This window comes from Acetobacter estunensis, from assembly GCF_019083805.1.
GTDB lineage: Bacteria > Pseudomonadota > Alphaproteobacteria > Acetobacterales > Acetobacteraceae > Acetobacter > Acetobacter estunensis_A.
This window is the reverse complement of the sequence record NZ_JAHRDV010000006.1, coordinates 39,256-61,938: the sequence shown is the minus strand read 5'-3', so window position 1 is coordinate 61,938 and position 22,683 is coordinate 39,256. Positions and strand designations below refer to the sequence as shown.

The 22,683-nt window shown below is 58.9% G+C and carries 22 protein-coding genes and 1 tRNA gene; 9 read left to right on the top strand and 14 right to left on the bottom strand.

All coding sequences use genetic code 11. From position 1 onward, the window contains the following. Positions 1-41: 41 nt before the first annotated feature. Positions 42-2,438, bottom strand: a complete 2,397-nt coding sequence (locus tag KUA11_RS09370; protein WP_217410042.1) for a putative bifunctional diguanylate cyclase/phosphodiesterase — start codon at positions 2,436-2,438, stop codon at positions 42-44. A 236-nt stretch (positions 2,439-2,674) separates the two neighbouring features. Here KUA11_RS09370 and KUA11_RS09365 point away from each other — a divergent pair, with 236 nt between their 5' ends. Next, positions 2,675-3,631: a tetratricopeptide repeat protein gene (locus tag KUA11_RS09365; protein WP_217410041.1), complete on the top strand. Its 957-nt coding sequence runs from the start codon at positions 2,675-2,677 to the stop codon at positions 3,629-3,631. A 70-nt stretch (positions 3,632-3,701) separates the two neighbouring features. On the opposite strand, the gene KUA11_RS09360 is transcribed toward KUA11_RS09365, so the two are convergent. The 5 genes from KUA11_RS09360 to KUA11_RS09340 form a co-directional block, all read right to left on the bottom strand. Next, complete coding sequence (locus KUA11_RS09360) at positions 3,702-7,799, bottom strand: beta strand repeat-containing protein (RefSeq protein ID WP_217410040.1); 4,098 nt, start codon at positions 7,797-7,799, stop codon at positions 3,702-3,704. A gap of 245 nt (positions 7,800-8,044) precedes the next feature. Further along, positions 8,045-9,082 (bottom strand): ferrochelatase, encoded by a 1,038-nt coding sequence (hemH, locus tag KUA11_RS09355; RefSeq protein WP_217410039.1) that lies wholly within the window; start codon positions 9,080-9,082, stop codon positions 8,045-8,047. A 51-nt stretch (positions 9,083-9,133) separates the two neighbouring features. Beyond that, the gene (locus KUA11_RS09350) at positions 9,134-9,301 is read right to left on the bottom strand and encodes a hypothetical protein (protein WP_217410038.1); all 168 of its coding nucleotides are present in this window, start codon (positions 9,299-9,301) and stop codon (positions 9,134-9,136) included. A gap of 112 nt (positions 9,302-9,413) precedes the next feature. Continuing rightward, positions 9,414-10,046: a hypothetical protein gene (locus tag KUA11_RS09345; protein WP_217410037.1), complete on the bottom strand. Its 633-nt coding sequence runs from the start codon at positions 10,044-10,046 to the stop codon at positions 9,414-9,416. Positions 10,047-10,065: 19 nt separating this feature from the next. Beyond that, positions 10,066-11,145 (bottom strand): A/G-specific adenine glycosylase, encoded by a 1,080-nt coding sequence (locus KUA11_RS09340; protein WP_368040989.1) that lies wholly within the window; start codon positions 11,143-11,145, stop codon positions 10,066-10,068. A 10-nt stretch (positions 11,146-11,155) separates the two neighbouring features. On the opposite strand from KUA11_RS09340, the gene KUA11_RS09335 reads away from it, so the two are divergent. Together KUA11_RS09335 and KUA11_RS09330 are read left to right on the top strand one after the other, a co-directional pair. Next, positions 11,156-11,671, top strand: coding sequence for a DUF721 domain-containing protein (locus KUA11_RS09335; RefSeq protein ID WP_254454823.1), 516 nt, complete (start codon positions 11,156-11,158; stop codon positions 11,669-11,671). Between the two features lie 148 nt (positions 11,672-11,819). After that, on the top strand, positions 11,820-12,023 hold the full coding sequence (locus KUA11_RS09330) for a hypothetical protein (protein ID WP_217410035.1): 204 nt from the start codon (positions 11,820-11,822) through the stop codon (positions 12,021-12,023). A gap of 69 nt (positions 12,024-12,092) precedes the next feature. Here KUA11_RS09330 and KUA11_RS09325 read toward each other — a convergent pair whose 3' ends face one another. Next, positions 12,093-12,521 (bottom strand): hypothetical protein, encoded by a 429-nt coding sequence (locus KUA11_RS09325; RefSeq protein ID WP_217410034.1) that lies wholly within the window; start codon positions 12,519-12,521, stop codon positions 12,093-12,095. Positions 12,522-12,692: 171 nt separating this feature from the next. Further along, a complete protein-coding gene (locus tag KUA11_RS09320; protein ID WP_166312911.1) occupies positions 12,693-12,974 on the bottom strand; it encodes a DUF883 family protein in 282 nt (93 codons plus the stop codon). Positions 12,975-13,047: 73 nt separating this feature from the next. On the opposite strand from KUA11_RS09320, the gene KUA11_RS09315 reads away from it, so the two are divergent. From KUA11_RS09315 to KUA11_RS09290, 6 genes are all read left to right on the top strand, one after another. Then, positions 13,048-14,232 carry a TOBE domain-containing protein gene (locus KUA11_RS09315; RefSeq protein WP_217410033.1) on the top strand — a complete coding sequence of 395 codons (1,185 nt, stop codon included), beginning with the start codon at positions 13,048-13,050 and terminating at the stop codon, positions 14,230-14,232. A gap of 36 nt (positions 14,233-14,268) precedes the next feature. Next, a complete protein-coding gene (locus KUA11_RS09310; RefSeq protein WP_254454822.1) occupies positions 14,269-15,333 on the top strand; it encodes an extracellular solute-binding protein in 1,065 nt (354 codons plus the stop codon). A gap of 61 nt (positions 15,334-15,394) precedes the next feature. Continuing rightward, positions 15,395-15,865: a hypothetical protein gene (locus tag KUA11_RS09305; RefSeq protein WP_217410032.1), complete on the top strand. Its 471-nt coding sequence runs from the start codon at positions 15,395-15,397 to the stop codon at positions 15,863-15,865. Positions 15,866-15,914: 49 nt separating this feature from the next. Further along, a complete protein-coding gene (locus KUA11_RS09300; RefSeq protein WP_302480885.1) occupies positions 15,915-16,418 on the top strand; it encodes a YcgN family cysteine cluster protein in 504 nt (167 codons plus the stop codon). Then, complete coding sequence (locus KUA11_RS09295) at positions 16,415-17,146, top strand: M48 family metallopeptidase (RefSeq protein WP_217410031.1); 732 nt, start codon at positions 16,415-16,417, stop codon at positions 17,144-17,146. Before KUA11_RS09300 ends, KUA11_RS09295 begins: the two co-directional genes overlap by 4 nt. A 47-nt stretch (positions 17,147-17,193) precedes the next feature. Then, positions 17,194-17,279, top strand: a tRNA-Leu gene (locus tag KUA11_RS09290). 778 nt (positions 17,280-18,057) lie between these two features. Here the strand turns inward: KUA11_RS09290 and KUA11_RS09285 are convergent. From KUA11_RS09285 to KUA11_RS09260, 6 genes are all read right to left on the bottom strand, one after another. Further along, positions 18,058-19,521, bottom strand: a complete 1,464-nt coding sequence (locus KUA11_RS09285) for a mannose-1-phosphate guanylyltransferase/mannose-6-phosphate isomerase (RefSeq protein WP_217410030.1) — start codon at positions 19,519-19,521, stop codon at positions 18,058-18,060. A gap of 170 nt (positions 19,522-19,691) precedes the next feature. Next, a complete protein-coding gene (locus KUA11_RS09280) occupies positions 19,692-19,934 on the bottom strand; it encodes a hypothetical protein (RefSeq protein ID WP_217410029.1) in 243 nt (80 codons plus the stop codon). 242 nt (positions 19,935-20,176) lie between these two features. After that, complete coding sequence (locus KUA11_RS09275) at positions 20,177-20,479, bottom strand: integration host factor subunit beta (RefSeq protein WP_166312905.1); 303 nt, start codon at positions 20,477-20,479, stop codon at positions 20,177-20,179. A 21-nt stretch (positions 20,480-20,500) separates the two neighbouring features. Then, positions 20,501-21,469, bottom strand: coding sequence for a signal peptide peptidase SppA (sppA, locus tag KUA11_RS09270; RefSeq protein WP_217410028.1), 969 nt, complete (start codon positions 21,467-21,469; stop codon positions 20,501-20,503). A gap of 113 nt (positions 21,470-21,582) precedes the next feature. Next, positions 21,583-22,047: a Ros/MucR family transcriptional regulator gene (locus tag KUA11_RS09265; protein WP_368040987.1), complete on the bottom strand. Its 465-nt coding sequence runs from the start codon at positions 22,045-22,047 to the stop codon at positions 21,583-21,585. Positions 22,048-22,441: 394 nt separating this feature from the next. After that, positions 22,442-22,627: a hypothetical protein gene (locus tag KUA11_RS09260; protein ID WP_217410026.1), complete on the bottom strand. Its 186-nt coding sequence runs from the start codon at positions 22,625-22,627 to the stop codon at positions 22,442-22,444. Positions 22,628-22,683 lie beyond the last annotated feature (56 nt).

Genomic DNA, 22,683 nt, shown 5'->3' with positions numbered 1-22,683 from the left:
TGCCATGACCCTGCAGGGTGGATATTCACGAGGCAGGAGCCTCAATCGGCAGCATCGCAATCCTGTCGCACCACTTCCGCGAGACGGCTCGCCTCTTCCTCGGGCATGGGCCGACCGAGCAGAAATCCCTGCATTTCGTCGCAATCATGGTCGGTCAGGAGTTCAAGCTGGGCGCCCGTCTCGATTCCTTCCGCTGTCACGCGCAGCTTGAGCTTGTGGCTCATGACAATGATCGATTCCACGATGGTCCAGGCATTGGCATCATTGGTGATCTTGTTGATGAAGGAACGATCCACCTTCACCTTGTCGAACGGGAAGTCGTGAAGATAGGCAAGGCTCGAATAGCCGGTGCCGAAATCGTCCAGCGCCACCCGCACCCCGAGCGCCCGCAGATCCTTCACCAGCGCCAGAGCGCGTGGCACATCCTCCATCAGGAGGTTTTCCGTCACTTCCAGTTCCAACCGGGAGGGTGCCAGTCCCGTCTCATGCAGGATATCGCGCACCGTCCCCACCAGATCGACACGCTGGAACTGTGTGGGGGACAGATTGACCGCAATACTGAGGTCGGAAGGCCAGTTGACAGCCACCGAGCAGGCGGTGCGCAGCACCCACTCACCCAACGGCACGATAAGACCGCTTTCCTCGGCCAATGGAATGAAACGATCGGGAGGGATCATACCGCGATGCGGATGCGGCCAACGCGCCAGCGCCTCGAAACCGATGATCTTTCCGTCCCTGCCAAAAAGCGGCTGATAATACAGCATGAGTTCATGACGACTGATCGCGGCGCGCAGCTCCAGTTCGAGATCATGCCGTTCCCGCACCGCCACATCCATGCCGCGCTGGAACTCACAGACCTGCCCTTTTCCGGCAAGTTTGGCCTGATACATGGCGATATCGGCGCATTTCAGCAGCATCTGCGCCGAATGCCCATCGCGAGGACAGATGGCGATACCGATGCTCACGCCCACATAGGCATCATGGCCACCCAATTTGAACGGCTGCCACAGACTTGCCAACAGACGCTGAGCCAGTTGCTGAGCATCGGCAGGCGATGTGACGCCACGCAGGACAATGACGAACTCATCTCCACCGATGCGAGCAATGTAGTCAGAGTCACGAAGCTGGGACTGGAACCGTTCCGCGACCTCCCTGAGCAGCAGATCGCCTGCGTGGTGACCCAGCGTGTCGTTGACGGCTTTAAACCCATCCAGATCCAGCCCAAGAATGGCTGCCTGCGGCCCGTCGTCACCGTGGGACTTTTCAAGAATCTGACCCAGCACACTCTCCAAAGCGCGACGATTGGGGAGAGAGGTGAGCGAATCGTGCAGAGCCAGATAACGAATGTGTTCTTCCGCTGCTTTCCGCTCAGTGACATCACGAACCGCAACAATGGTCGCTTCCCCGTCCACATACGGCAGTTCGCGTGACAGAACCTCAACAGGAATACGGCGCCCATTCGGTCCGAGCAGTTCCCTCTGCTCCGGATTTCCCACCCTCAACTGATCGCCAACAGAAAAGACATGATCCTGCTTGGAACCGGTGTCCTGGAACAAATCCGACAGCCGCTTCTCCTGGAGTTGTGGAAGATCGAGCCCCAGCATTTCCTGAATACGGTTGTTGGCATCGAGGATTGTTTCATTTCGGCAGATGAGCAGCCCTTCAAACGTACCATCCGCCAGATGCCTCATGCGATCGCTTTCCTGCCGCTGGGCGATGGCCACGCGAATATCGAGCAATGAGGCGAGACAAAACAGCAGGATGAGGGCGGTAAAACCGGACAGACACAACACGGCAAGCGGCGAAAATAATGCGCTGTCGGGCTGCTGCACGAGCGTCAGCCATTGATCGAACGGCAGAACGGACCCCATACATCCCAACGGAAGCAGGGTCAGCGCCAGAGCAAGAAGGGCTGTGGCCACAAGCCGGGGACGCGAGGCCGCCTGACTGCCAAGTTCCCAGAAAGCAAAACCGCAGAGTGTGGCACTCAACACCAGCACGAAGAGCACGACCCAGAGATCGTAAGCCAGCACTCCCGGCTCAACCGCCGCACAGAGAATATAGAACGCTGAAAAGGTCATTCCGAACGCGAGCACGCTACCCGCAAGAATGACTGATTTTATGGTCCGCCTATGACACCGATAAAGCCACCCCGCCCCTGTGGCTGATGCCCAGATGACCAGCCCGGAAAGGACTGTCGCCGGCTCCGGACTGGTCCCCCACAAACTGGAATGAGTCGACCAGAACGTGTCGAAAAACGTCCCAAGTTCAGCAAGGGTGACCGTGGCACCGAAAGCGAGAACGCTTTCACGAGACTGCAACGATTGCCGCGAGAGAAAGAAGATCGCGAGAGCGGATGTCAGGATCGCTATCGCAATGACACTCAGATGAGACTCTGCATTCTGTCCACTGAGAAGGAATGTAAACAGCCGCTCCATCGCGTCGTGTTCTCACCTGTCGCAACATGTCGTTTTCGTGAGACACCTAACCAGCAACACATTAACGCCGACATAAGACTGACAGGCTGACCCTTGTAAGCGGACATGTTAGGCCGACGTCTTCTGCCGTTATCTGGAAAGCTCCTTGCGTGCGTGACCTTCTCCCTCGGTTTCTGAAACGAAAAACCCCGCTCCAAAAAACCCTTGAAGCGGCACGCAAGGGAGACGCTCAGGCCATGCGCACCGTCGGACTGGCTTATCTGCTGGGCACTCATGAGACGCTGCCGCATCACGGCCACGCGGCCTGGTGGCTGGAACAGGCCGCAGCAAAGGGAGACGGGCCAGCCTGCGATCCTGCGGCCCGACTGGCATGGGAAGGCGTGGTTCCGGACGAAAAAGCTCTTGAGGCATCACGCAGAGAACACCCTCGGACACAGGAAGCGTTCCGGCTGGCCCGCCTCGGTCACGCGCACGCCAACCCGCAAGCCTCTCTCTTCCTTGTGTGGCTGCTTGACCGGACACGCACGCAGGCTCCTCAGGAACGGCTAGAAGCCCTGCAAGCCGCAGCGCAGGCCGGTCTGCCGCTTGCGGTAACGGCGCTCGCCGATCTGGAAGCGCGCTCCGGTGCTTCTGTCGAGTCCGTCATGGAGCGCCTGAAAGAACCTTTGCAAACCGGGCTCGGGGCAGCACATCATCTGCTAGCGCAATGGTACGCGCGGGGACAATTTCTGCCGCGCGATGCGATCCTCGCGCGACACCATCTTGAAACAGCCGCATCTACGGATCATCTCGACGCGCAAGCGCTGCTCGGTGAGTGCCTGATGGTGGAAAATCACGCCCCTCCCCCCGTTGAAGATGAAACGGATCGACGTGAACGGTTACGCCGCCTGACACGCGGCGAAACTTTGCTGCGCCGCGCGGCACAAAACGGTCATGGCCGGGCCGCCTGCGTGCTGGGAGATTACTGGGCCGTCATTGCGGAACCCAAAGACATGACACAGGCCATGAACTGGTTCCATCTTGGTGCGTCCATAAAAGATCCCGGGGCACTCTATATGTATGGACGCCTGACTCTGGAAGGACAGCCGTCCTTTTCAGACAGAGAGGGCGCCCTCACCATGCTGCGCGAGGCCGCGCAGGCCGGACATCCCGGAGCACAGAAATTTGTGAAACTCCTCGCTCAGAACGAATAGTATTCTCTACTTCTTTTTCTTATCGAGGACGTGAGCGGACCATATCAGGCCCGCTTCTCCCCACATAGGATCAAGCCAGAAACAAGGACATATTATTGCTGCTGGCATCCCCCACAAACGTTACGGTGTGGCCATCGTCCAGACTGACCACCAGGTTGCTTCCCACCATCGCCTGACTCGCCGTGCCAGAAATCGAGAAACTGGTATCAGCATTCAGGTTACGACCAATCACCGTGACATCCCCGGTGTGTCCGCTGGCAATCGTGATGTGGTCCGATCCCTGTGTCACATCGAGCGTGAGCGCGCCCGTGCCTGCAGTGGAAAGATCAAGCCCGCCGGAACCGGCAACAACATCCAGAGTGCCGCCGCCCGTCGTGACGTCAAGCTTCTTGCTGCCACCCGTTACCGTGCCGCTGGCGGACGCCGAAGCAAATTCCATCACTGTCAGCGTCGCATCGTCCGTGGAAGCGCCGGTGTCCTTGACGGAGAAGGTGCCCGAACCGGTTTCATAGAACTGGGCATCGCCCGTTCCCGCATCGGTGAAGGTTGTCGCTCCACCATTGGCCCATACCTGAACCGTGCCCTGATCCTGCGCCGTGATCTCGCTTGTGTCACCCGAGAGCGCCACAATGCCATTGCTCAACGTCGCATCGTTCGTGCCGCCCGCGCTGCTGCCAAACACCGTGAGATAGGAATCGCCCGTCTGCGTCACCGTTCCGGTCGTGCCCGAACCATTCCACAGATCAACCTCTTCCTGATCCGCTGACGTGCCCCCCGTGATGGCCACCGTGCCGTTCAGGCCCGAACCATTGCCCAGAATCACCTGATTGAAGCCACCAGCGTTGATCGTGGCCGTCCCGTCGCCCAGCCAGAGCTGGTTGTCACCACCGGACGTACCGGTAACAGTCCAATCGGTCGCATCGCCCGAACCGTTGGACACAAGTTCGCCTGTGCCTCCCTTGAAATCCACAGACTGCGCACCGCTGAAAACCGTCACCCGCGACGTGCTCGACGACGCATCCACCGTCTGGACACCGCCAGCGGTATTGATAAGGGCCGCGTTCTTCCCGGTCGCTGTCAGATCGAGTTGCGACGACACACCGTCCTGTCCAAGGTTATAGGTCACGGCAGCATCGGCCATCTGCTGGGCCGTTACCACTCCAGCGCCCGTCACAACCGTTCCGTTGCCGGATGCCACCGAGATGATGGTCTGACGAGCCGCCGTCGTCGCCGTCCACGTCGCATTCGCACCGGCGAACACACCAATCGTCAAGGTACCCGTGGAAGCGCCGGTGTCCTTGACGGAGAAGGTGCCCGAACCGGTTTCATAGAACTGGGCATCGCCCGTTCCCGCATCGGTGAAGGTTGTCGCTCCACCATTGGCCCATACCTGAACCGTGCCCTGATCCTGCGCCGTGATCTCGCTTGTGTCACCCGAGAGCGCCACAATGCCATTGCTCAACGTCGCATCGTTCGTGCCGCCCGCGCTGCTGCCAAACACCGTGAGATAGGAATCGCCCGTCTGCGTCACCGTTCCGGTCGTGCCCGAACCATTCCACAGATCAACCTCTTCCTGATCCGCTGACGTGCCCCCCGTGATGGCCACCGTGCCGTTCAGGCCCGAACCATTGCCCAGAATCACCTGATTGAAGCCACCCGCGTTGATCGTGGCCGTCCCGTCGCCCAGCCAGAGCTGGTTGTCACCACCGGACGTACCGGTAACAGTCCAATCGGTCGTATCGCCCGAACCGTTGGACACAAGTTCGCCTGTGCCTCCCTTGAAATCCACAGACTGCGCACCGCTGAAAACCGTAACCCGCGACGTGCTCGACGACGCATCCACCGTCTGGACACCGCCAGCGGTGACGACCGTGCTGACACCCTCGCCCGTATTAGCCAAACTTAACGCGGAACTTCCGCCGTCCACTCCCATGGCAAACGTGTCACCATTACGCCCTGTCTCCGTAGCACTGACCGTGCTCCCATCTTGCAGGACAAAAGTGCTGCCCTGAGTCAGACTCGCGTTGTCATTGACCACAGTAAGAGGTGCAGAAGCCGTTGCTGTGATCGTGCTGCCAGCATCAGGATCGACGATATTCGTCACCATGGAACCCGGCAGAACCACGTCTGCGGAAGCCGTGGCGCTGTCGGCATCCTGTGAGAGAGTGAAAGACAGCGACGCCGTTCCACCAGTAGTGCCCGCGGCCGTCGTGGGATCCGTAGCGGTGATCGCGCCGCTTGCAAGATCGGCTTTCAGTTCTGCCAGCGTGCCACTCAGCACCAGAGTTTTGCCATCGGCGGAAATGGCGGACTGGAGAGGCCCCTTACCAGAATCCACAAATTGGCCGTCCCCCGAGGTCTCCTTGATCGTCAACACATCGACCTGTGACGCACCACTAATACCACTGAGCGTAGAGTCCTTCAGAAGCGAAGACAGATCGACGTTCTCGTCAGGAACGGTCAGTGAGATATCGGGAACCACAGTGACGGATGACGTGGCACTGTCGGTGGAAAAACCATTGCTGATCGTTGTGGAAAACGAAAAATCCGTGGAAGAGGAAAGATCACCGTACGGCTGGAAGGTCGCATTCCGCAGTGCCGCCTGCACCTCCGCTGCCGTTCCCGTGAGCGTCAGTGTAGACGTGTCGTTCCCGGACACCGTCACATCGGAACTGGCGCTTGTTGCGAGAAGACCGCTGTTGCCCGAAGCCGAAACAGTGATCGTAACAGGCAGATCATCCGGACTGTTGACCACGACAGTCGCAAACGGTGTGCTCGCATCACCCGCCGCATTAACCGCCGTCGTTCCTGATTGAACAAGCCCTGTCAGCGATGGGGAATCCGACGGAAAGACCTGAAGAGTTTCCGACCAGGACACCGTCGATTCATACGGATTGCCGTTGGTCGCACTCACCGAAAGCGTTGTTGACTGACCTGCCGCCGCCGCGCCCTGCCCGGTTTCGAAATTCACCCCCTCAAGAAAGGAGGCCGCATCCGCAGCGCTGTCAAAGCTCGCAGAAATGATCTGCTGGCCATTTGTGGTGGTGTTCGCAACACTTCCGATAAGACCTGTCGTGGACGCGGAAGCAAAATCGAGCGTACCCGCCAGCGCGTTACTGCTCTGCACAGCAACCGTCACATCGCCACCATAACCATTGCTGATTTTCACACCGTTATCGGCGGAGAAAAGCTGCAGCGATGTCGAAGCCTGCGTGATGGAATAATGCCCGTTCGTTACGGCATCATTTCCCGAAGGAACGGTGGGCACGACCTGCAAGGTCATGGGCGAAACGTGACCATCCTCAAGCAGAGAAGAATCTACCTTCTGTACAATGTCACTGCCCTGTTCCTGCAGGGTAGCGCTGATCCCGATCTGAGCCTGCTGCGTAGAGAGAAGGGTGGAGTCACTTCCGGGAACAAAAGCAAGATGACTTTGGAACGACGAATCCTGAAGAAGACTGCCAAGTTCGGATTCCGTTCCCGTCAGGGTCAGCGTGGTTGTATCGTTACCGGAAACCGTTACACCCGATGGCACATCGTCCACCTCGAGCACACCACCTACGCCCGCCGAAACGCCGGTAATGGAAAATGTTAATGTCGCAACCTGCGTCGTTGACAGATTAGGAGACCAGTTGGCCGTGCGGAGAGTGAATATCTGCCCTATCTGCTGGGCACTGCCTGCCGTATCTGAAACTGTCTGCGGATCGGTACCACTGATCATCGCCTGCGCGAGAGAAGTATCCGGATTGATGACAACAGAGTTCGTTGCCGTAGCTGTCCCGGCAGAATTGGAAATCGTGACCTGAAACTGCTGGGTCGTCACAGTCGTCGTGACACACGTAGCGGAAAGGTCAGGAACGAAATAATTCTCGAAATCCGCCAGCGTTCCCTCATAGGTGAGTGTCCCGTCGCTCCCTATGGTAACATCGGAAGAAATGCGACTGTCGCTCTTCAACCGCGTCGTATTAAAAGACGCGCCCCCCGAAAGAGCGGAAACAGTAATGGTATCGACCGCATTGACACTCTGACCGTCCGAAAGAACAAATCCGGCCAGCGGATTAAAGATGATCGGATTGAGTTGGTAATTGTCATCGGCCACAAGGATCGAAGGAGACGTGGCACCGGTTTTCCGGGACACGGGGGGCGTCGCATTTGTGCTGTCGGTCATGACTCTGCATTTCCATCATCGCTCTGCCCGATCCATGTCCACACCTTTTGGCTCAAGGAGCATGGTCAGGCAGAAGCGCGACTCAAGGGTGCCGGAACTCTCCAGCGGCTTGAGGAAATGTTACGGTCCGACCGTTAACAAACATTGCATGAAGGTATACGGAAACGGCGAATTGTTATCCTTCGTCTCTTTTTCGAGAAAATTCCTTTAAATCGCACGAGTTCTGTTCAGAGTGAAACGGAGCTTCAGGGCGTCAACCAGCCACTCAACTCAACCCGCGCCAACCCTTCGAGCAGATCTATCGCGCCCTTGCTGGCATTGAGGCAGGGGATCAAGGTCAACTCCTCTCCGCCTGCCGCAAGGAACTCGTCACGCACTTCGTTGCCGATCTCATCGAGTGTCTCAAGGCAGTCCGTGAGGAAACCCGGTGTCATGACGGCAACACGCGTAATGCCCTGAGCCGGAAGCCCCGCAAGAAAAGGCGCCGTATAGGGCTCCAGCCACTTCGTCGGCCCGAAACGGGACTGAAACGTCATCGGCATCTCTTTTTCGGACAGCCCCGTCTCCTGCCGCAGAGCCGCGACCGTTCGCTCGCATTCGTCCCGATACGGATCGCCCTTGCGGACATACTCCTCAGGCAAGCCGTGAAAAGAGATCACCACCATTTTCGGGGGCGCGGGAAGCCCTCCCACTGCTGCCTTCAGGGAATCGGCCAATGCCCGAATATAGAGAGGATGATCGGCAAAGGCGGGCAACGTACGAATCGCAGGCTGGAGCCGCAGCTTCATCAAGAAGCGAAAGAGCTGGTCATTGGCCGTAGCCGTCGTCGTGGCGCTGTATTGCGGATAGAGCGGCATGACGAGAATACGGTCACACCCCGCCTGCATGAGTTCCGTCACACCATCGGCCACCGAAGGCGTGCCGTAACGCATGCCCCACGCCACCTGCACATTTTCCGCCGCAAACCGCTCGGCCAGTTGCTCCGCCTGTGCCCGAGTAAACGTGCGCAACGGGCTTTCATCACGCGCAGTGTTCCAGATCCGACGATAAGCTTCGCCCGAACGCCGGGGGCGCACAGTCAGAACAACCCCTTGCAGGATGGGTTGCCAGACAACCGGATTGGCTTCGATCACACGCCGATCCGAGAGAAATTCGCTCAGATAACGCCGGACGGATGCAAAGCTGGTGTCGTCGGGTGTACCGAGATTGAGGAGTAGAACGCCAAGACGTCCGCCCCCAACGGAAGCGGCTGACTGAGCAGCCGGAACATGCAGGAAATTCATGCGGTCCGGCTTAGCCCATCACGCCTATGAAGCGAAATCAGCGAAACGAAATCAACCCTGCCGCCGACGCACCCGCACCGGCTGCAACGCTCGCTGACGCGCCGCATTTCGGCCCGCCATCGCGGCGATCAGTCCAGCCATACCGGCAAACACCGTCCACTCGACAACGGACGAAAAGGGCATGAGGAATTCGGGCATCGACACGTCGGCAACTCCCATCCCGCGACATCCGCACTGCCCCCGAGGCAATGCTTCGACATCGCTATGTCATCAGGACATGGGAAGACCGTGAGCGCAAGTCAAATACTGCCCACACACCTACGACCCGAGATCAGTGCGCGGGCCGGCTGACTTCAACACGAAGTGCTGGAATGTCACCGGTTTCCGGCAGATGCTGACGCAGAATTTCACCCGGCGACATGTTGGCCATGCGGGTCAGCAATTCACTGACAACCGGCCACGGATACGCTCCCGCTCCGATCCTCACGCACATTCCCTCATCCGCACGGGGCGGCAAGAGAACCGTGTCCCATTCATCCCGCACCGTCAGCGGAGAAGACGGCAAAAGCACGCGCGCCGTACGCGCCGGCACCGGCACGAAAGCGGCTTCCGTGTCACTCGCCTCCACGGCGTCCACTCCGCCATCGTCCGTACCGGTAAGAAAATGTCCACGCCATGCGGCAAAAGGCCCCTGCCGATCCGTCACCTCAAGCCGTACCGTCAGATCGTCTCCCAAATGCGGAACGATATGCGGCAAGGGAACAGGCCGACTGTCACGCTTCACGAGCCGGAACGGCTCTTCCTCTGCACCTGAATCGATATGCAGGAGAACACCCGGACCTTCAGGCGGCAGATCCTCCGGGAGCAGCGTTTCCAGGCGGTCCGAGACAGGATCGTTGTGCAGAAACCGGCCATACACGTCGAGCAGCCATATTTCCTTGTCCGAAGCCTGTATATCGGTCACCCCTGCGCGCCCTTCTCATTCATGCGGCCGGCTCATTGCCGAGAGCCTCCAGCCCGGTCCCAAGGCATTTGCGCATAAGCGAGGAGAGCGCAAGCCCTTCAGCCTGCACCGCTGGAACGACAAACCCTTCTTCCGGCAACAGATTCGGCATCGTGCGGACACGCGCAACACAGACCGTCACCATGAGCGCAAAATGGCTGAACACATGCCGCACCGTTCCCGCTACCCGCCACGGGTGGCGCGACCCTCCCGGTGCAAGTTCGAAAGCCTCCGGCAGCGGCCATGGCGCATCCTGCCACGGCGTTCCGGGCAGCTCGATGGTGCCACCCAGCAATCCTTTATCGGGCCTACGACGCAGCACTATCTGCCCCGCTTCATCCACCAGCAGGAAATGCACACCGTGCCGCTCAGGGCGTGCGGCTTTCGGTGTCTTCGCGGGAAGCAGCACCTGTATCCCGGCTTTATGGGCCGCACACGAGACCACCCACGGACAGAGCAGACATTGCGGCGTGCGGGGCACACATACGGTCGCGCCCAGATCGAACAGAGCCTGCGCGAAATCGGACGGACGGTTTCTGGCTTCGGTTTCCCCATTGAGACGAAGCGCTTCGCGGCCCAGTTTCCGCCGCGCTCCCGGGAGCGGTTCCTCAATAGCGAACACACGCGCCACGATCCGCTCGACATTGCCGTCCACCGGTACGACCGGCACGCCAAAGGCGATGGCCGCGATCGCGGAGGCCGTATAGGGACCGATTCCGGGAAGCGACTGCAATCCCTCGACATCACGTGGAAACCCGCCACGCTGCACGATCTCGCCCGCACACCGATGCAGATTGCGCGCACGGGAGTAGTAACCAAGACCCGCCCACGCCGCGAGCACATCATCGAGCGGAGCTGCGGCCAACCGCTCTACAGTCGGGAAGCGCGCAAGAAATGCGTGGTAATAGGGAACGACCGCCGTAACAGTCGTCTGCTGGAGCATGATTTCACTGATCCATACATGATAGGGATCGGCGGCCTGACCGGGCAACGCACGCCACGGCAGAACGCGGCGATTATGGTCGTACCATGCAAGGAGAGCGGATGAAGATGGAATCACGGAGGCTCTTATGAAAGCCGCACGGACATCGGGCAAGACCGGGCGCAACAAGGCCGAAGACAGGCAGCCCCCGCAACCACCCAAACGCGCTTTTGCGCCCCGCACCCTCTCCACCCTTCTGCCCGGCGTGACGAAGGAGGCGTTTCGCAAGCGCTCTCCCGCAACGGTCACGCTGTTCCTCGATTGGTCCAACATCGTGGGAGAATCGCTCGCGCGCCGCACGGAGCCGCGCAAGCTGGGTGCCGGGACGCTCACCATCGCCTGTCATGGGCCGGTAGCGATGGAAATCCAGCACATGCAGGCGGCCCTCATCAACCGGATCAACATGTGGTGCGGTCAGAAAATCGTGGAGCGACTGCGACTGACGCAGGACTTCCAGCCCACGACACCCAAACCACGTGCGGTTGCACGTCAGTCTACCCCACTCACGCCTCCCGATCTGCCCGATTTTCCTGAAGGTCCGCTGCGCGACGCGCTGGAGGCTCTCGGCACACGACTGGCGGAACGGCGCAATCGCCGCTCCTGAACGCAGCGCATGACTACCATTCGTGCAGACCGACATGAAGGGGAAGAATCTTTACCTCTCACTCATGGAGACATGCGAAAGAGCCGCGCATGTTTCTGCCCGGTTTCCGAGCAGACATTTTCTTTCTGCTGCACACCGGAACCCGACCATGCCTGTAACCACCTCTCCCCTGCGCCGCCACGAGGAAGCCGAGCGCTCCGAATGTGCCCGCCTCGTCCGCTGGAGCCGTGCTTCAGCCCGTGATACGGCCATCATGCTCGATGCCAGTCAGTTGCGCCGCACCAATCCCACCCTCGTTCGCGCTTTTGAGGCTCGCCTACAGGGAGCCTCTTTCCCGAACGAGCAGGACTGACGCACAAATGAAAAAGGCGGCCTCCGAAGAGACCGCCTTTAATTTCACAGTTACCGGATGAACCATCCGTCAGGAGCGGTTGCGCCGCGACATCACACCCCACACCTTGCGCCCGGCAAAGCGGCTGAGTGGCCCCGTCACAGCGGACGCCACGGAGAAAATGGTAAGGGTCTGCTTGAGTTCGTTGATGGCCCGGTCACGCCGCAGATGCGCCTCGATCTCGGACGGCAGGATGAAGGACCGGCGACCGAAGAAGAGGAACACAAGCGCAAGGAAAATATCGGTACCGAACACGGCTCCCGGCGCCAACACAGGCCCGAAACCGAATTCATACCGGAAAATGGCCCAGAGCAGGGCGTGGCCAGTGATAAGGGAGAAAAATCCCATTAGAGCCGCCACGACCAGAAGCGCGATCTGGCGTCCCAGACGCATCGCCTTCCGCTGAAGGAGTTCCACTTCCGCGTGGGCTGCGGTCTTTCCGACCTCAAAGATGCGCATGAGTCGCCGTCTACCTTGCCATCGGCACGCTTTCGCGAAAAAGCCCGCCTTCCTGATTCCAACCTCGTCCCTTTGCGGGAAAACCGGAACGAAGTCGAATCACCCCGATAACGGTAACGGATCGACTGACAGCCCCGGGTTCCTGCTTGCAGAGACTCCCGGGGCGGAAGCTTAACGCGACAGGCGGCCGAGGACAAACCCGACGACGGCGGAAATGCCGATGGAGAGCAGCGGCTTGGCGCTGACATTCGTTTCCACGTTCTTGCGTTGATGCTGCGCCATGTCGCGCGCACTGGAGACCGCTGAGTTGGCCGCATCCGTCACGGACGGGACGACATGCTTGTTCAGAAACTCTTCAAGCTGATTTTTCAGAGCTTCCAGTTCGTCACGTGCGTTGGTGTTCGCATCGCTGGCGGCCTTGGCGGCGCCCTTTGCGATCTTTTCAGCAGACATGCGGTTGTCCTTCCCAGTTGTCTCCATGCCCGCCTTGATGAACTTGCCTGGACGTCGGACGGGCATGGATTACATGGCTCTTAACTCCCGGAGAAGGCTGTGGTTCCATGTCGTCATGACAGCTTCATCACCTCGTGGCCGCAGCAGGCGCGACACCGGCGCCCCCACGCTCAGACTGGACGGGCTGCGCCTCTCCTCCGACACGCCTCCCCTGAACGTGACCGTTCACGAAGGCGAGTGTCTGGCGTTACTGGCCCTTTCCGAGCGGGAAAACGGACTGTCGCGATTCGCCGATGTTCTGTCCGGCAGGGCGCTTCCCGCCGACGGAAGAGTTTTTGTGGCCGAAAAGGATGTCACCGCCCTCCTTCCTGCAGCCCGAGGCGGCGCCGCTGTCGTCGGTCGCCATACGCCGCTTTTCGGTCACATGACCGTGCGCGACAATATCGGCTTCCCCTTCAGGGCGAAGGGGCTCTCGCGCGCCGCAGCCCGGCAGGCAGCCGTACATCACCTCGCCCTGCTGGGACTTGAACGTCACGCCGATGCGTTCCCCGCCGATCTGGCGCCCGATATCCGTATTCGCGTTGCTTTCGCACGCGCACTCGCCACCGATCCTGCCGTAATCGTGCTAAACGACGTGTTCGCTGGGCTCGATGGCGAGATGCGACGCGATCTGCGCCAGCGACTAGATCGCCTGCGTCGCGCACGAATGCTCACCCTGCTTCTGCTAACCCGCGACCGGGAGGAAGCGCTAACCGCTGCGCGTCGGATCGGCGTGCTGGCCGATGGCGTGCTGCTTCAGCTTGGCGATGCGGGCACGCTGATTGAACGTCCGGCCTGCCCCCGCGTGGCAGTCGCCATGGGAGACGCCAATCTTCTCGTCGGCGCGGTGATGGCGCTTGAAGACGATGTCGCGCGCGTCCGGCTGGCCTGTGGCGCGGAAATGGAGGCGCTCGCCGATCCTGATCTGGAAGAAGGCGATCTGGTGGATCTGTGCGTGCGTCCGGACCAGATTTCTCCGCTGTTCCTGAGAGGGCAGACGAACGAGGAAGCGGAAAGCGCGCTGGGGGCGACCCTGACCGACATCATTCATCTGGGCGATGTTGTGCAACTGCGGTTCCGTCTGGCCGAAGGCACCGAAATCAATGTGCATCGCCCTCCGGCCTCTATCCCCGGTCTGGCGAAGCCCGGAGCAGACGCCCTGCTGGCATGGCAGCCCATGAATGCTATGGCCTTTCCGACTGGCACCAATCAGGAGTAACCTGACTCTGTCTGTCATCAGACTCAGGATGGGAACTTGGCTCGACACGCTTCATCAGACCCGGCGCATCCGGGCGGCAACAGACGACGTGCTGGGCGCAGGTTTCGCTTCACGGTTCGACTCGCAGCCTCTCTCGCAATTCCTCTTGCCACCTTCGGACTGGGCGGACACGCGGCAGCCGGAATGCGCCGGCCGCATGCCGTCGTGGTGGCGTCTCAGCCGGGCGCCCTCGATGGGGTGCTGGCTGACGTGTTGTGGCACCCGTTCTACCGCCTGACTCATGAGACAATACGGATGACGACGTGGAACGATCAGCAGTATCTTTCCGCCGAACGCCGTGCCGACACGCCTCTCCAGACATGGTCACTCGCCCTTGTCGAGGAAGACACCGCGCGGATCGGTTGCCGGGATGGCGTGTTCCGGCGCATGGACGAGGGCCATCTGGACGCCAAGGACGATCACGCCTGCGGCCTTCAGGCGTTCGATCTTGACCATGTGCTCGTCTGGGACACGAAGCGAATGTCCATCCAGCCGAGTTGGACCGATTTCTGGGACGTCGCCCGTCATCCGGGCAAAAGAGGACTGCGGGCCGACCCCCGTGGCACGCTGGAGGTTGCCCTTCTGTCGGATGGTGTGCCACCCAACGCCATCTACAGCCAGCTCAGCACACCGCAGGGTCTCGACCGGGCCTTTCGTCGGCTGAGCCAGCTTCGTCCCTATATCGTGTGGTGGAACACACCTGCCGAAGCCATGCGCATCCTGACAACGGGTGCCGCTCTGATGGGAATGGCGCCGACAACGGAGGTTCTGGCCGCTAACACCCTCGTAGGCGAGCGCTTTGGCATTCTGTGGGCACCGCGCCTGCGCATCCGTTACAACTGGGTGGAACCCGCACATCCGGCACGAAACGTGGTGGACGCGGCATCCCTTCGCACATGGATCATGGCGCCCGAGCAGACACAGGCACTCAGCAAAGGGCTTGCCGTATCACAGGCTCCCACCACCGAAACCCGCCCGGCTCTTGCGCTGGATATCGCCTTCTGGACCAACCATCTGGACGAAATATCTCCCCGCTTCGCACAATGGCTGGCGCGTCGCTAGGATATACGGTTTTCTATCTTAATTACCCGGGTTCTCGTTCACACTGGTCGGTTCCATCGCCTTGTCTTCCCTTTTCTCCGCCTCTCCCGACTTTCTCGTGGCGCATGCCGCGCTCACATTTGCCGCAACACTGGGCATGGGCGCTCTGTGTCTCCTGATGCCCAGAAGTCGCCTGTGGTTCCATATATTGCTCGCACTCTGGCTGCCGGGAACCGTTCTGGCTCTGTGGCTTCCCTCCCTGCTGTTCACCCCCACGCTTATGCCACGTGAGCCTATCCCTTCCCTTGTTTCCATCATTCAGGGATTTCTGCTGTGCCCCACCTTTACGCTGCCAGTGCTGGGCACGTTGCTGGACGCCCCTTCCGAACTGGCGCGCACGGCCTTTGAACTGGGGGCCGGTCGGACCCGCCGCGTGACGTTGCTGTGGCTGCCGCTGCTGCGCGGATGCCTCGCACTCGGTATGGCAGCCAGTGTCGCTCTGTCGATCCTGATGGCGTTCGCGCTGGCCTGGCGGCTTCAACCCGCGCTGTAGCCGCAGGAACCTCTTCCAACTGCAGGCGCCTTACCGCTATCGTGCAGACATGATGCCTGACACCCCTTTCTGGAAAACCACACCCCTCGACGAGATGTCCCGCGAAGAATGGGAATCACTGTGCGACGGCTGCGGACGCTGCTGCCTGCACAAACTGCGGGATGAGGATGACGACACCCTCTATTACACCAATGTCGCCTGTCGGCTGCTCGACACACAGACCTGCCGCTGCACCGATTACCCGCAGCGTCATCGCAAGGTGCAGGATTGCGTAACCCTTACCCCTGAAATGCTGCGCACCATCGACTGGCTTCCCCCCACCTGCGCCTACCGACGTCTTTCCGAAGGGCTGGATCTTCCCGCGTGGCACCCATTGGTGACGGGGCGCCCGGAAAGCGTGGTGGAAGCGGGCGTGTCGGCCGGAGGTCGCTGCATCAGTGAGCGGCAGGCGGGAATACTGGAAGACTACATCGTCCGTTGGCCCGCGCTGGATCCCGCAGAGGAAAGCGAGGCGTCACGCAAGGTGGACGCCCGCGTCATGGGCGACACATGACGGCGGCAGGCCGTCCCCCCTCCATTCCCTTTTCCGCGCTCCCCGACCATCTTCAGCTTCCTGATGTCCTCATCCCGCTTGAATGGCGCCGTTCCTCCCGGGCACGGCGTCTTTCCATCCGCCTGTCACGCTCGTCCGATAGCGTCATCATCACCCTTCCCGCCACCACTCCCGCCGAAGCCGGCCTCAAGCTGTTGCGCACCCATACGGGATGGGTGGAAAAACAGTTGCAGCGCCGCCCCGCTCCTATCCGACTGGTGGATGGAGGATACGTTCCGCTCGACGGTCAGCCGCACAGGATCAGGCATGTTCCGCAAAGCCGCGGAGGCGCTTGGCTGGCAGGCGAAGAACTGCATGTAAGCGGCGATCCGACTTTCCTTGCCCGCCGCGTGGGCGATTTCCTGCGCGAACTTGGGAAAGAACGGCTGCGGATACGTCTGATGCAGCAGGTGACCCGCATCGATCTGCACCCCACCCACATCGCTGTGCGTGACACCACCAGCCGCTGGGGAAGCTGCTCTGCCACAGGCCGCATCATGCTGTCCTGGCGACTGGTCATGGCGCCACTTGCTGTGCAGGACTACGTCATCCTGCACGAGCTTTGCCATCTGCGGCATCACAACCACGGAACGGCTTTCTGGAAAGAAGTGGAGCGCGTGTGTCCCGGCTACCGCACGGCCGAAGAATGGTTGTCGCAGCATGGTTCCGCCCTCATGCGCGCGGGATGAGATGACTTACGAGACAGAGCCGAACGTGCTAGAAGCGCGCCGGTTGTGCGAACTTGGCGGAATGGTAGACGCACGAGACTTAAAATCTCGAGTCCGTAAGGGCGTGCGGGTTCGAGTCCCGCAGTTCGCACCACACTACATGTTTTATCATTGGCGAATATTTTTGAGGTTATCCACGACTTCTTTAATCCTCTACGGCGGATTTCTACAGTGTCAAAACATGAAACGAGACGCCTATTAGCAAAATAATACGAAGCAGGACTTAGAAAAATTCAGAAACTCGCAACCAATAAACATTAGAATTATTTCTTTAGATTAGCTATTAATTTGATAAGACTTGGAAATGCCCTAAAGCACAAAATATAACTTATATATAACTCTAACGCTATCAACACTAATGAGAAAAGTATATAAAAAATAATTTCTTTATATATAAACGAAAAAAATTCTCCACTTCATTAAACTATCAGTAAAAACTGCATTGAATCTAAGAAACAACATAAAAATAATGTAGCATGAATAGCAATATAAGGCTGTTAGTATATGTGAATGCGTTATGGATGCCAAGTAATTTAGCGTTGCTGAATAAAAAATCCAAGAGATAATTTTGAAATATTTTTCTGCAAATTTAAACCGAGAATCAAAATCTTTACGCGAAAAATTGACGAATTCTTGATTTGGTGCTCCTGGGCGCACAAAAATTACCTCAATCTTTTTCTGCTCCACCCCTAACACATAGACAAGCGAGGGGATAGTTTACTAAGCATGCTTGCGCCACCGTAATTCGCACTACAATCATTCGATAAAATCTCAACCTCTTCTAGTCTCAGACCTTCTCCATTATTTACTGATGATCCTTCAGCAACGATTACGGAAAGTTTTCACCACTCCCCGTAATCGCCCAACAATCTTCAAGCCCGATTGTAAGTATCTTCCAACCGGACAATATCGTCCTCACCAAGATATGCCCCCGTCTGCACCTCGATCAGGGTCAGCGGAATCTTGCCCGGATTTTCCATGCGGTGCACGCATCCTTGCGGCAAATAGATGCTCTCGTTCTCACGCACCAGAACCTTGTCGTCATCGCGCGTCACCAACGCCACGCCACCGACCACCACCCAGTGCTCGGCCCGGTGGAAGTGCTTCTGCAGGGACAGCTTCTGTCCCGGCTGCACGACAATCCGCTTTACCTGAAAGCGATCATTCTGGATCAGGCTTTCATAGAATCCCCACGGACGGTAGCAGCGGTTGTGCGTCGCGGCCTCTGGGCGTTTGTGCGCCTTGAGGCGCTCCACCACTTTCTTGACGTCCTGCGCCCGATCACGATGCGTCACCAGCACGGCATCATCGGTGGTGACAACCACCACGTCATCCAGACCGGCCACAGCCGTGAGATATTTCTCGGAGCGCACGTAGCTGTTGTGACAATCCTCGATCAGCACATCGCCAACCTCAACATTGCCCTTCGCATCCTTGCTGCTGATGTCCCACAGGGCGTCCCAGCTTCCCACGTCCGACCATCCCAGATCGGCCGGTACCACCACCACATTGTGGCTCCGTTCGGCCACCGCATAATCGATGGAAATATCGGGCACTTTGCGGAACTCTTCGCTGCCCAAACGCTCAAAGAACAGATCGCTCTTGCGGGCGGCCACGGCGGCACGCACACTTTCGATCACGTCCGGCGCGTGCTCTTCCATCTCACGGATCAACGTGTCCGCGCGGAACACGAACATCCCAGAGTTCCAGAGATAACCGCCCGTCTTGAGAAAATCCTCGGCCTGCTGCGCATCCGGTTTCTCTCGGAACGCCTTTACGGCACAGACACCCGCCACACCGGGGACCGTCGCACCTACCTCAATATAGCCATAACCCGTCTCGGGACGGGTCGGCTTCATGCCAAACGTGACGACCTTGCCAGCCTCGGCTCCCGCAACCGCCGCCTGCATGGCTTCGCCCAGAGCTTCCGGCTTCGTGATGGCCGCATCCGCCGCCATCAGCCAAAGGACGGCGGAAGGATCGGTCTGGGCGACGATGAGAGCCGCCGCCGCAATCGCAGGGGCAGAATTGCGGCCTACCGGTTCAAGCAGAATCTTGGGAGAATTGATCCCCGCTTCGCGCAACTGCTCCGCAATGAGGAAACGATGCTCCTCGTTGCACACAACGATCGGAGCAGAAAGCGTGACCGTCTTGGCACGCACTGCCGTCTCCTGCAGGAGAGACTGGGCACTCAGCAGAGGCCAGAGCTGCTTTGGGAAACTGGCCCGCGACATAGGCCAGAGCCGTGTGCCGGAGCCTCCCGAAAGGATAACGGGTACGATTGTCGTTTTCGACGACTGTCCTGCCGACAGCCCTGACGCATTCTGATCCGTCATCTTGGCCCCTGCCTTCAATCGCTTTGCTGCCGGAAGCATCCACAGCGATATCGATCAACATGTCACAGGAGAACCCCGGCCACGTTTTGCTGCCATCAGGTTCTGCCCTGCACTCTCAAGCGCTTATATCTCTACCGTAAGCAGAAAACCATCAAGCCGTAACCAAGCGATCAGCCGCGTCGCCGCGCATGTTTGCCGGGAATACAGCCATGGTGACGATCCGTATAATAAATTGCCCGGCCTACCGGAGCCAACAGCCGACCACGCCGCCCAATATCACGCAGGACATGACCATGCGTGGCAATGACAGCCCCGCCGGAAAGGCAGCCCCGCAAAGCGACATGATGACGCGCAGGGCGCTTTGTGACGTGATGAGACGGAGCAGAAGCGTGATGTGTCACAGCCTCTGTCATCGCCCGCGCCTGAGACATAGGGCAGAGAGGCAGCGAAACACACATCAGCACCGCCCCCTTCACGAGAACGGAAGCAACCCTGCGCCGTGGGAGAAGAAGCGGATAAGACTGTGCGGGAAATACATGAGCTCTGAACATGCCGCGACCTGTCCAAAAAGCCCGCGCATCAGGCCGGCAACGTTGCAGGAACCGTTCTCATTGTAATGAGTTGTGAACATACGCACAAGCACGAACGCTCGTAGTCAGGCATCGTCATCCTGCGGAATGGTGCCGTTGACACGCTCACGCAGTTCTTTGCCCGCCTTGAAGAAAGGCACGACCTTTTCTTCCACAGCCACGGTTTCTCCCGTGCGCGGGTTCCGGCCCGCGCGCGCATCGCGCTTCTTGACGGTAAACGCCCCGAATCCACGCAACTCCACCCTGTCACCCCGCGCAAGGGCCGACGTCAGTTCGTCGAAGATCGTATGAACGATCAGTTCGACATCTCTGAGCAAGAGATGAGGATTCGCAGCGGCAATTTCCGCCACAAGTTCGGATCTGGTCATCGCGCCTCCCCATGGGCAGGATCAAGGTTTCCAGATAGAGACTGCGCCGTCAATCGGAACCTGCAATTGTGGCGCAATTCCGGACACATCAAGGCCCAGCCATGACATCACAACATTCCCAAGCCAGCCCAGAATATGATGGCGCACGACAAAACTCTTCGGAGCCTCGCCAATCCTGACAATTTTCGGACTATCACCAAGGCCGACCTTCTTTCCCAGCCAGACCTGCGCATCCCGCGCGCTTCCCACCTCATCGATCAATCCGGCCGCCAGCGCCTGTCGACCGGTGTAAGGACGTCCATCGGCAAGCTGACGGACTTTCTCCACCGGCATATGGCGCCCGTTGGCCACCATCGTCACGAACTGGTCGAACAGGTCATTCACCACGCCTTGAAGCATCACACGGCCTTCCGGCGTGACGGGTTTCGTAAGCGATGGCTGCCCCTTCAGCGGCCCCGACACCAGTTCCTGAACATTCACCCCCAGGCGCCCGAGCAGGCCGGAGAACTCTGGAGCTTCCATCAACACACCGATGGAGCCGGTCAACGTGCTGCGTTCAGCGAAAATGCGAGTGGCGGGCACTGCGATCATATAGCCCGCCGAAGCCCCCATGCCGCCCATCGTCGCCACAACCGGCTTCATCTGCGCGAAATGCTCAACGGCATCGTGCAACTCCTCACCGCCCGTCACAGCGCCGCCGGGACTGTCGATAGCGAGGACAAGCCCTTTCACCGCAGAATCCCGACCGGCCCGATCGAGAGCTTTCGTCCAACGGGAGACGTCCGAACCGATCATGCCACGCACATCGAGCCGGACCAGATGCGGTCCCACGATTTTTCCGGCGGACGACCATCCCTTTCCCGGTGGAACCGACGATGACGCCGCAAACAGAACCGCCACCGCCACGGCAATCACAGCACCGGCGCGCCAACGCCACAGCCGTCGCTTCAACAGCGCACGCCCCATTACGTCATCAGCATCCGGTTCCATGTCGCTCCTGCTTTTCATTCATAGCTTTTCGGCGTCCTGATTACACAAAAGGGTAAGGACGACCTGAATCGTCCTTACCCCTCCGTTCACGGCACTGGAAAACAGACCGTGTATTAGGACTGAGCCTTGCGTCCGCGACGGCGACCGCTTTCCTCACCCTCAGCCGGGCTGCTGGTGGCGCTGATCTTGCGGCCAAGACCGATTTCGCGCGCCAGCGTGGAGCGACGCTCAGCATAGTTGGGCGCCACCATCGGGTAATCGGTGGGAAGACCCCAACGCTCACGATACTGATCGGGCGTCATGCCATAAGCGCTCTGGAGATGCCGCTTGAGCATCTTGAGCTTCTTTCCGTCTTCCAGACACACGATGTAATCGGGGAAAACCGAACGCTTGATCGGCACAGCTGGCTGCGGCTTCTCAGGCTCAGGTGCAACCTGTCCCGCACTTTCCAGCGCCGTATAAACGTCACGGATCAGACTGGGAAGACTCTCGGGAGAAAGCGAATTGTTCGAGACCTGAGCCGAGACAATCTGGGCTGTCAGCTCAAGAAGCGGGGAAATGGGCTTGTTTTCAGACACGACAAACTCCGTTACACTTTGAGCGGATAGCAAAGTAATTAGCGAAAACCTCTGCATCTTCCGCCATAGAGGATGGAATAAGTAATAATCACCTCCATCATCCGACGCAATGCCTTCCATCACTTTGCGGCCAATAATTCATCTTCACACTCTCATGAAATAATGCCCATAAAAGAAAAAAGAAGTGGTCTCATAAGCTGGATCTGTCACCTGACTGACAGGGATGTCGAATAAATCCATTCCCCAAGACACCCTATGTTCTGAAAAACCAGACCAGCCAATATTCACTGTGCGAAAAGCCCATAAAAAAACGGCCGCCCTTGGGCGACCGTTCTTAAGTCATCCTCCAGCCCTTCAGAAGCGCTGTGGATGTCCGTGCTTCAGCACGTTCCGTTCAACGGAACTTCTTCCACAGGAAACCGGCAATTCCGGCAACCACGATGAAGCCGAAAACCTTTTTGAACGAGCAGCAACCCTTTTTCGAAGCGCAGTCGCCCGCACCCTTGCAGCAATCCTTGGCCATAGACCATGTCCTCATGTTCACGACGGATTTCCATACGGAAGGAGCACCATCCGCCATCAGCTCCCCACGACAGGCAACTTAACACGCCCGTCACCCAAGCAACACTACCACGC

Bases quoted from the DNA above. Each gene is read 5' to 3' on its own strand.
- KUA11_RS09370 (WP_217410042.1), bottom strand. From the start codon at position 2,438: ATGGAGCGGCTGTTTACATTCCTTCTCAGTGGACAGAATGCAGAGTCT.
- KUA11_RS09365 (WP_217410041.1), top strand. From the start codon at position 2,675: ATGCGCACCGTCGGACTGGCTTATCTGCTGGGCACTCATGAGACGCTG.
- KUA11_RS09360 (WP_217410040.1), bottom strand. From the start codon at position 7,799: ATGACCGACAGCACAAATGCGACGCCCCCCGTGTCCCGGAAAACCGGT.
- hemH (WP_217410039.1), bottom strand. From the start codon at position 9,082: ATGAATTTCCTGCATGTTCCGGCTGCTCAGTCAGCCGCTTCCGTTGGG.
- KUA11_RS09350 (WP_217410038.1), bottom strand. From the start codon at position 9,301: ATGGGAGTTGCCGACGTGTCGATGCCCGAATTCCTCATGCCCTTTTCG.
- KUA11_RS09335 (WP_254454823.1), top strand. From the start codon at position 11,156: ATGAAAGCCGCACGGACATCGGGCAAGACCGGGCGCAACAAGGCCGAA.
- KUA11_RS09330 (WP_217410035.1), top strand. From the start codon at position 11,820: ATGCCTGTAACCACCTCTCCCCTGCGCCGCCACGAGGAAGCCGAGCGC.
- KUA11_RS09325 (WP_217410034.1), bottom strand. From the start codon at position 12,521: ATGCGCATCTTTGAGGTCGGAAAGACCGCAGCCCACGCGGAAGTGGAA.
- KUA11_RS09320 (WP_166312911.1), bottom strand. From the start codon at position 12,974: ATGTCTGCTGAAAAGATCGCAAAGGGCGCCGCCAAGGCCGCCAGCGAT.
- KUA11_RS09315 (WP_217410033.1), top strand. From the start codon at position 13,048: ATGGCTCTTAACTCCCGGAGAAGGCTGTGGTTCCATGTCGTCATGACA.
- KUA11_RS09300 (WP_302480885.1), top strand. From the start codon at position 15,915: ATGATGCCTGACACCCCTTTCTGGAAAACCACACCCCTCGACGAGATG.
- KUA11_RS09295 (WP_217410031.1), top strand. From the start codon at position 16,415: ATGACGGCGGCAGGCCGTCCCCCCTCCATTCCCTTTTCCGCGCTCCCC.
- KUA11_RS09285 (WP_217410030.1), bottom strand. From the start codon at position 19,521: ATGACGGATCAGAATGCGTCAGGGCTGTCGGCAGGACAGTCGTCGAAA.
- KUA11_RS09280 (WP_217410029.1), bottom strand. From the start codon at position 19,934: ATGACAGAGGCTGTGACACATCACGCTTCTGCTCCGTCTCATCACGTC.
- KUA11_RS09275 (WP_166312905.1), bottom strand. From the start codon at position 20,479: ATGACCAGATCCGAACTTGTGGCGGAAATTGCCGCTGCGAATCCTCAT.
- sppA (WP_217410028.1), bottom strand. From the start codon at position 21,469: ATGGAACCGGATGCTGATGACGTAATGGGGCGTGCGCTGTTGAAGCGA.
- KUA11_RS09260 (WP_217410026.1), bottom strand. From the start codon at position 22,627: ATGGCGGATGGTGCTCCTTCCGTATGGAAATCCGTCGTGAACATGAGG.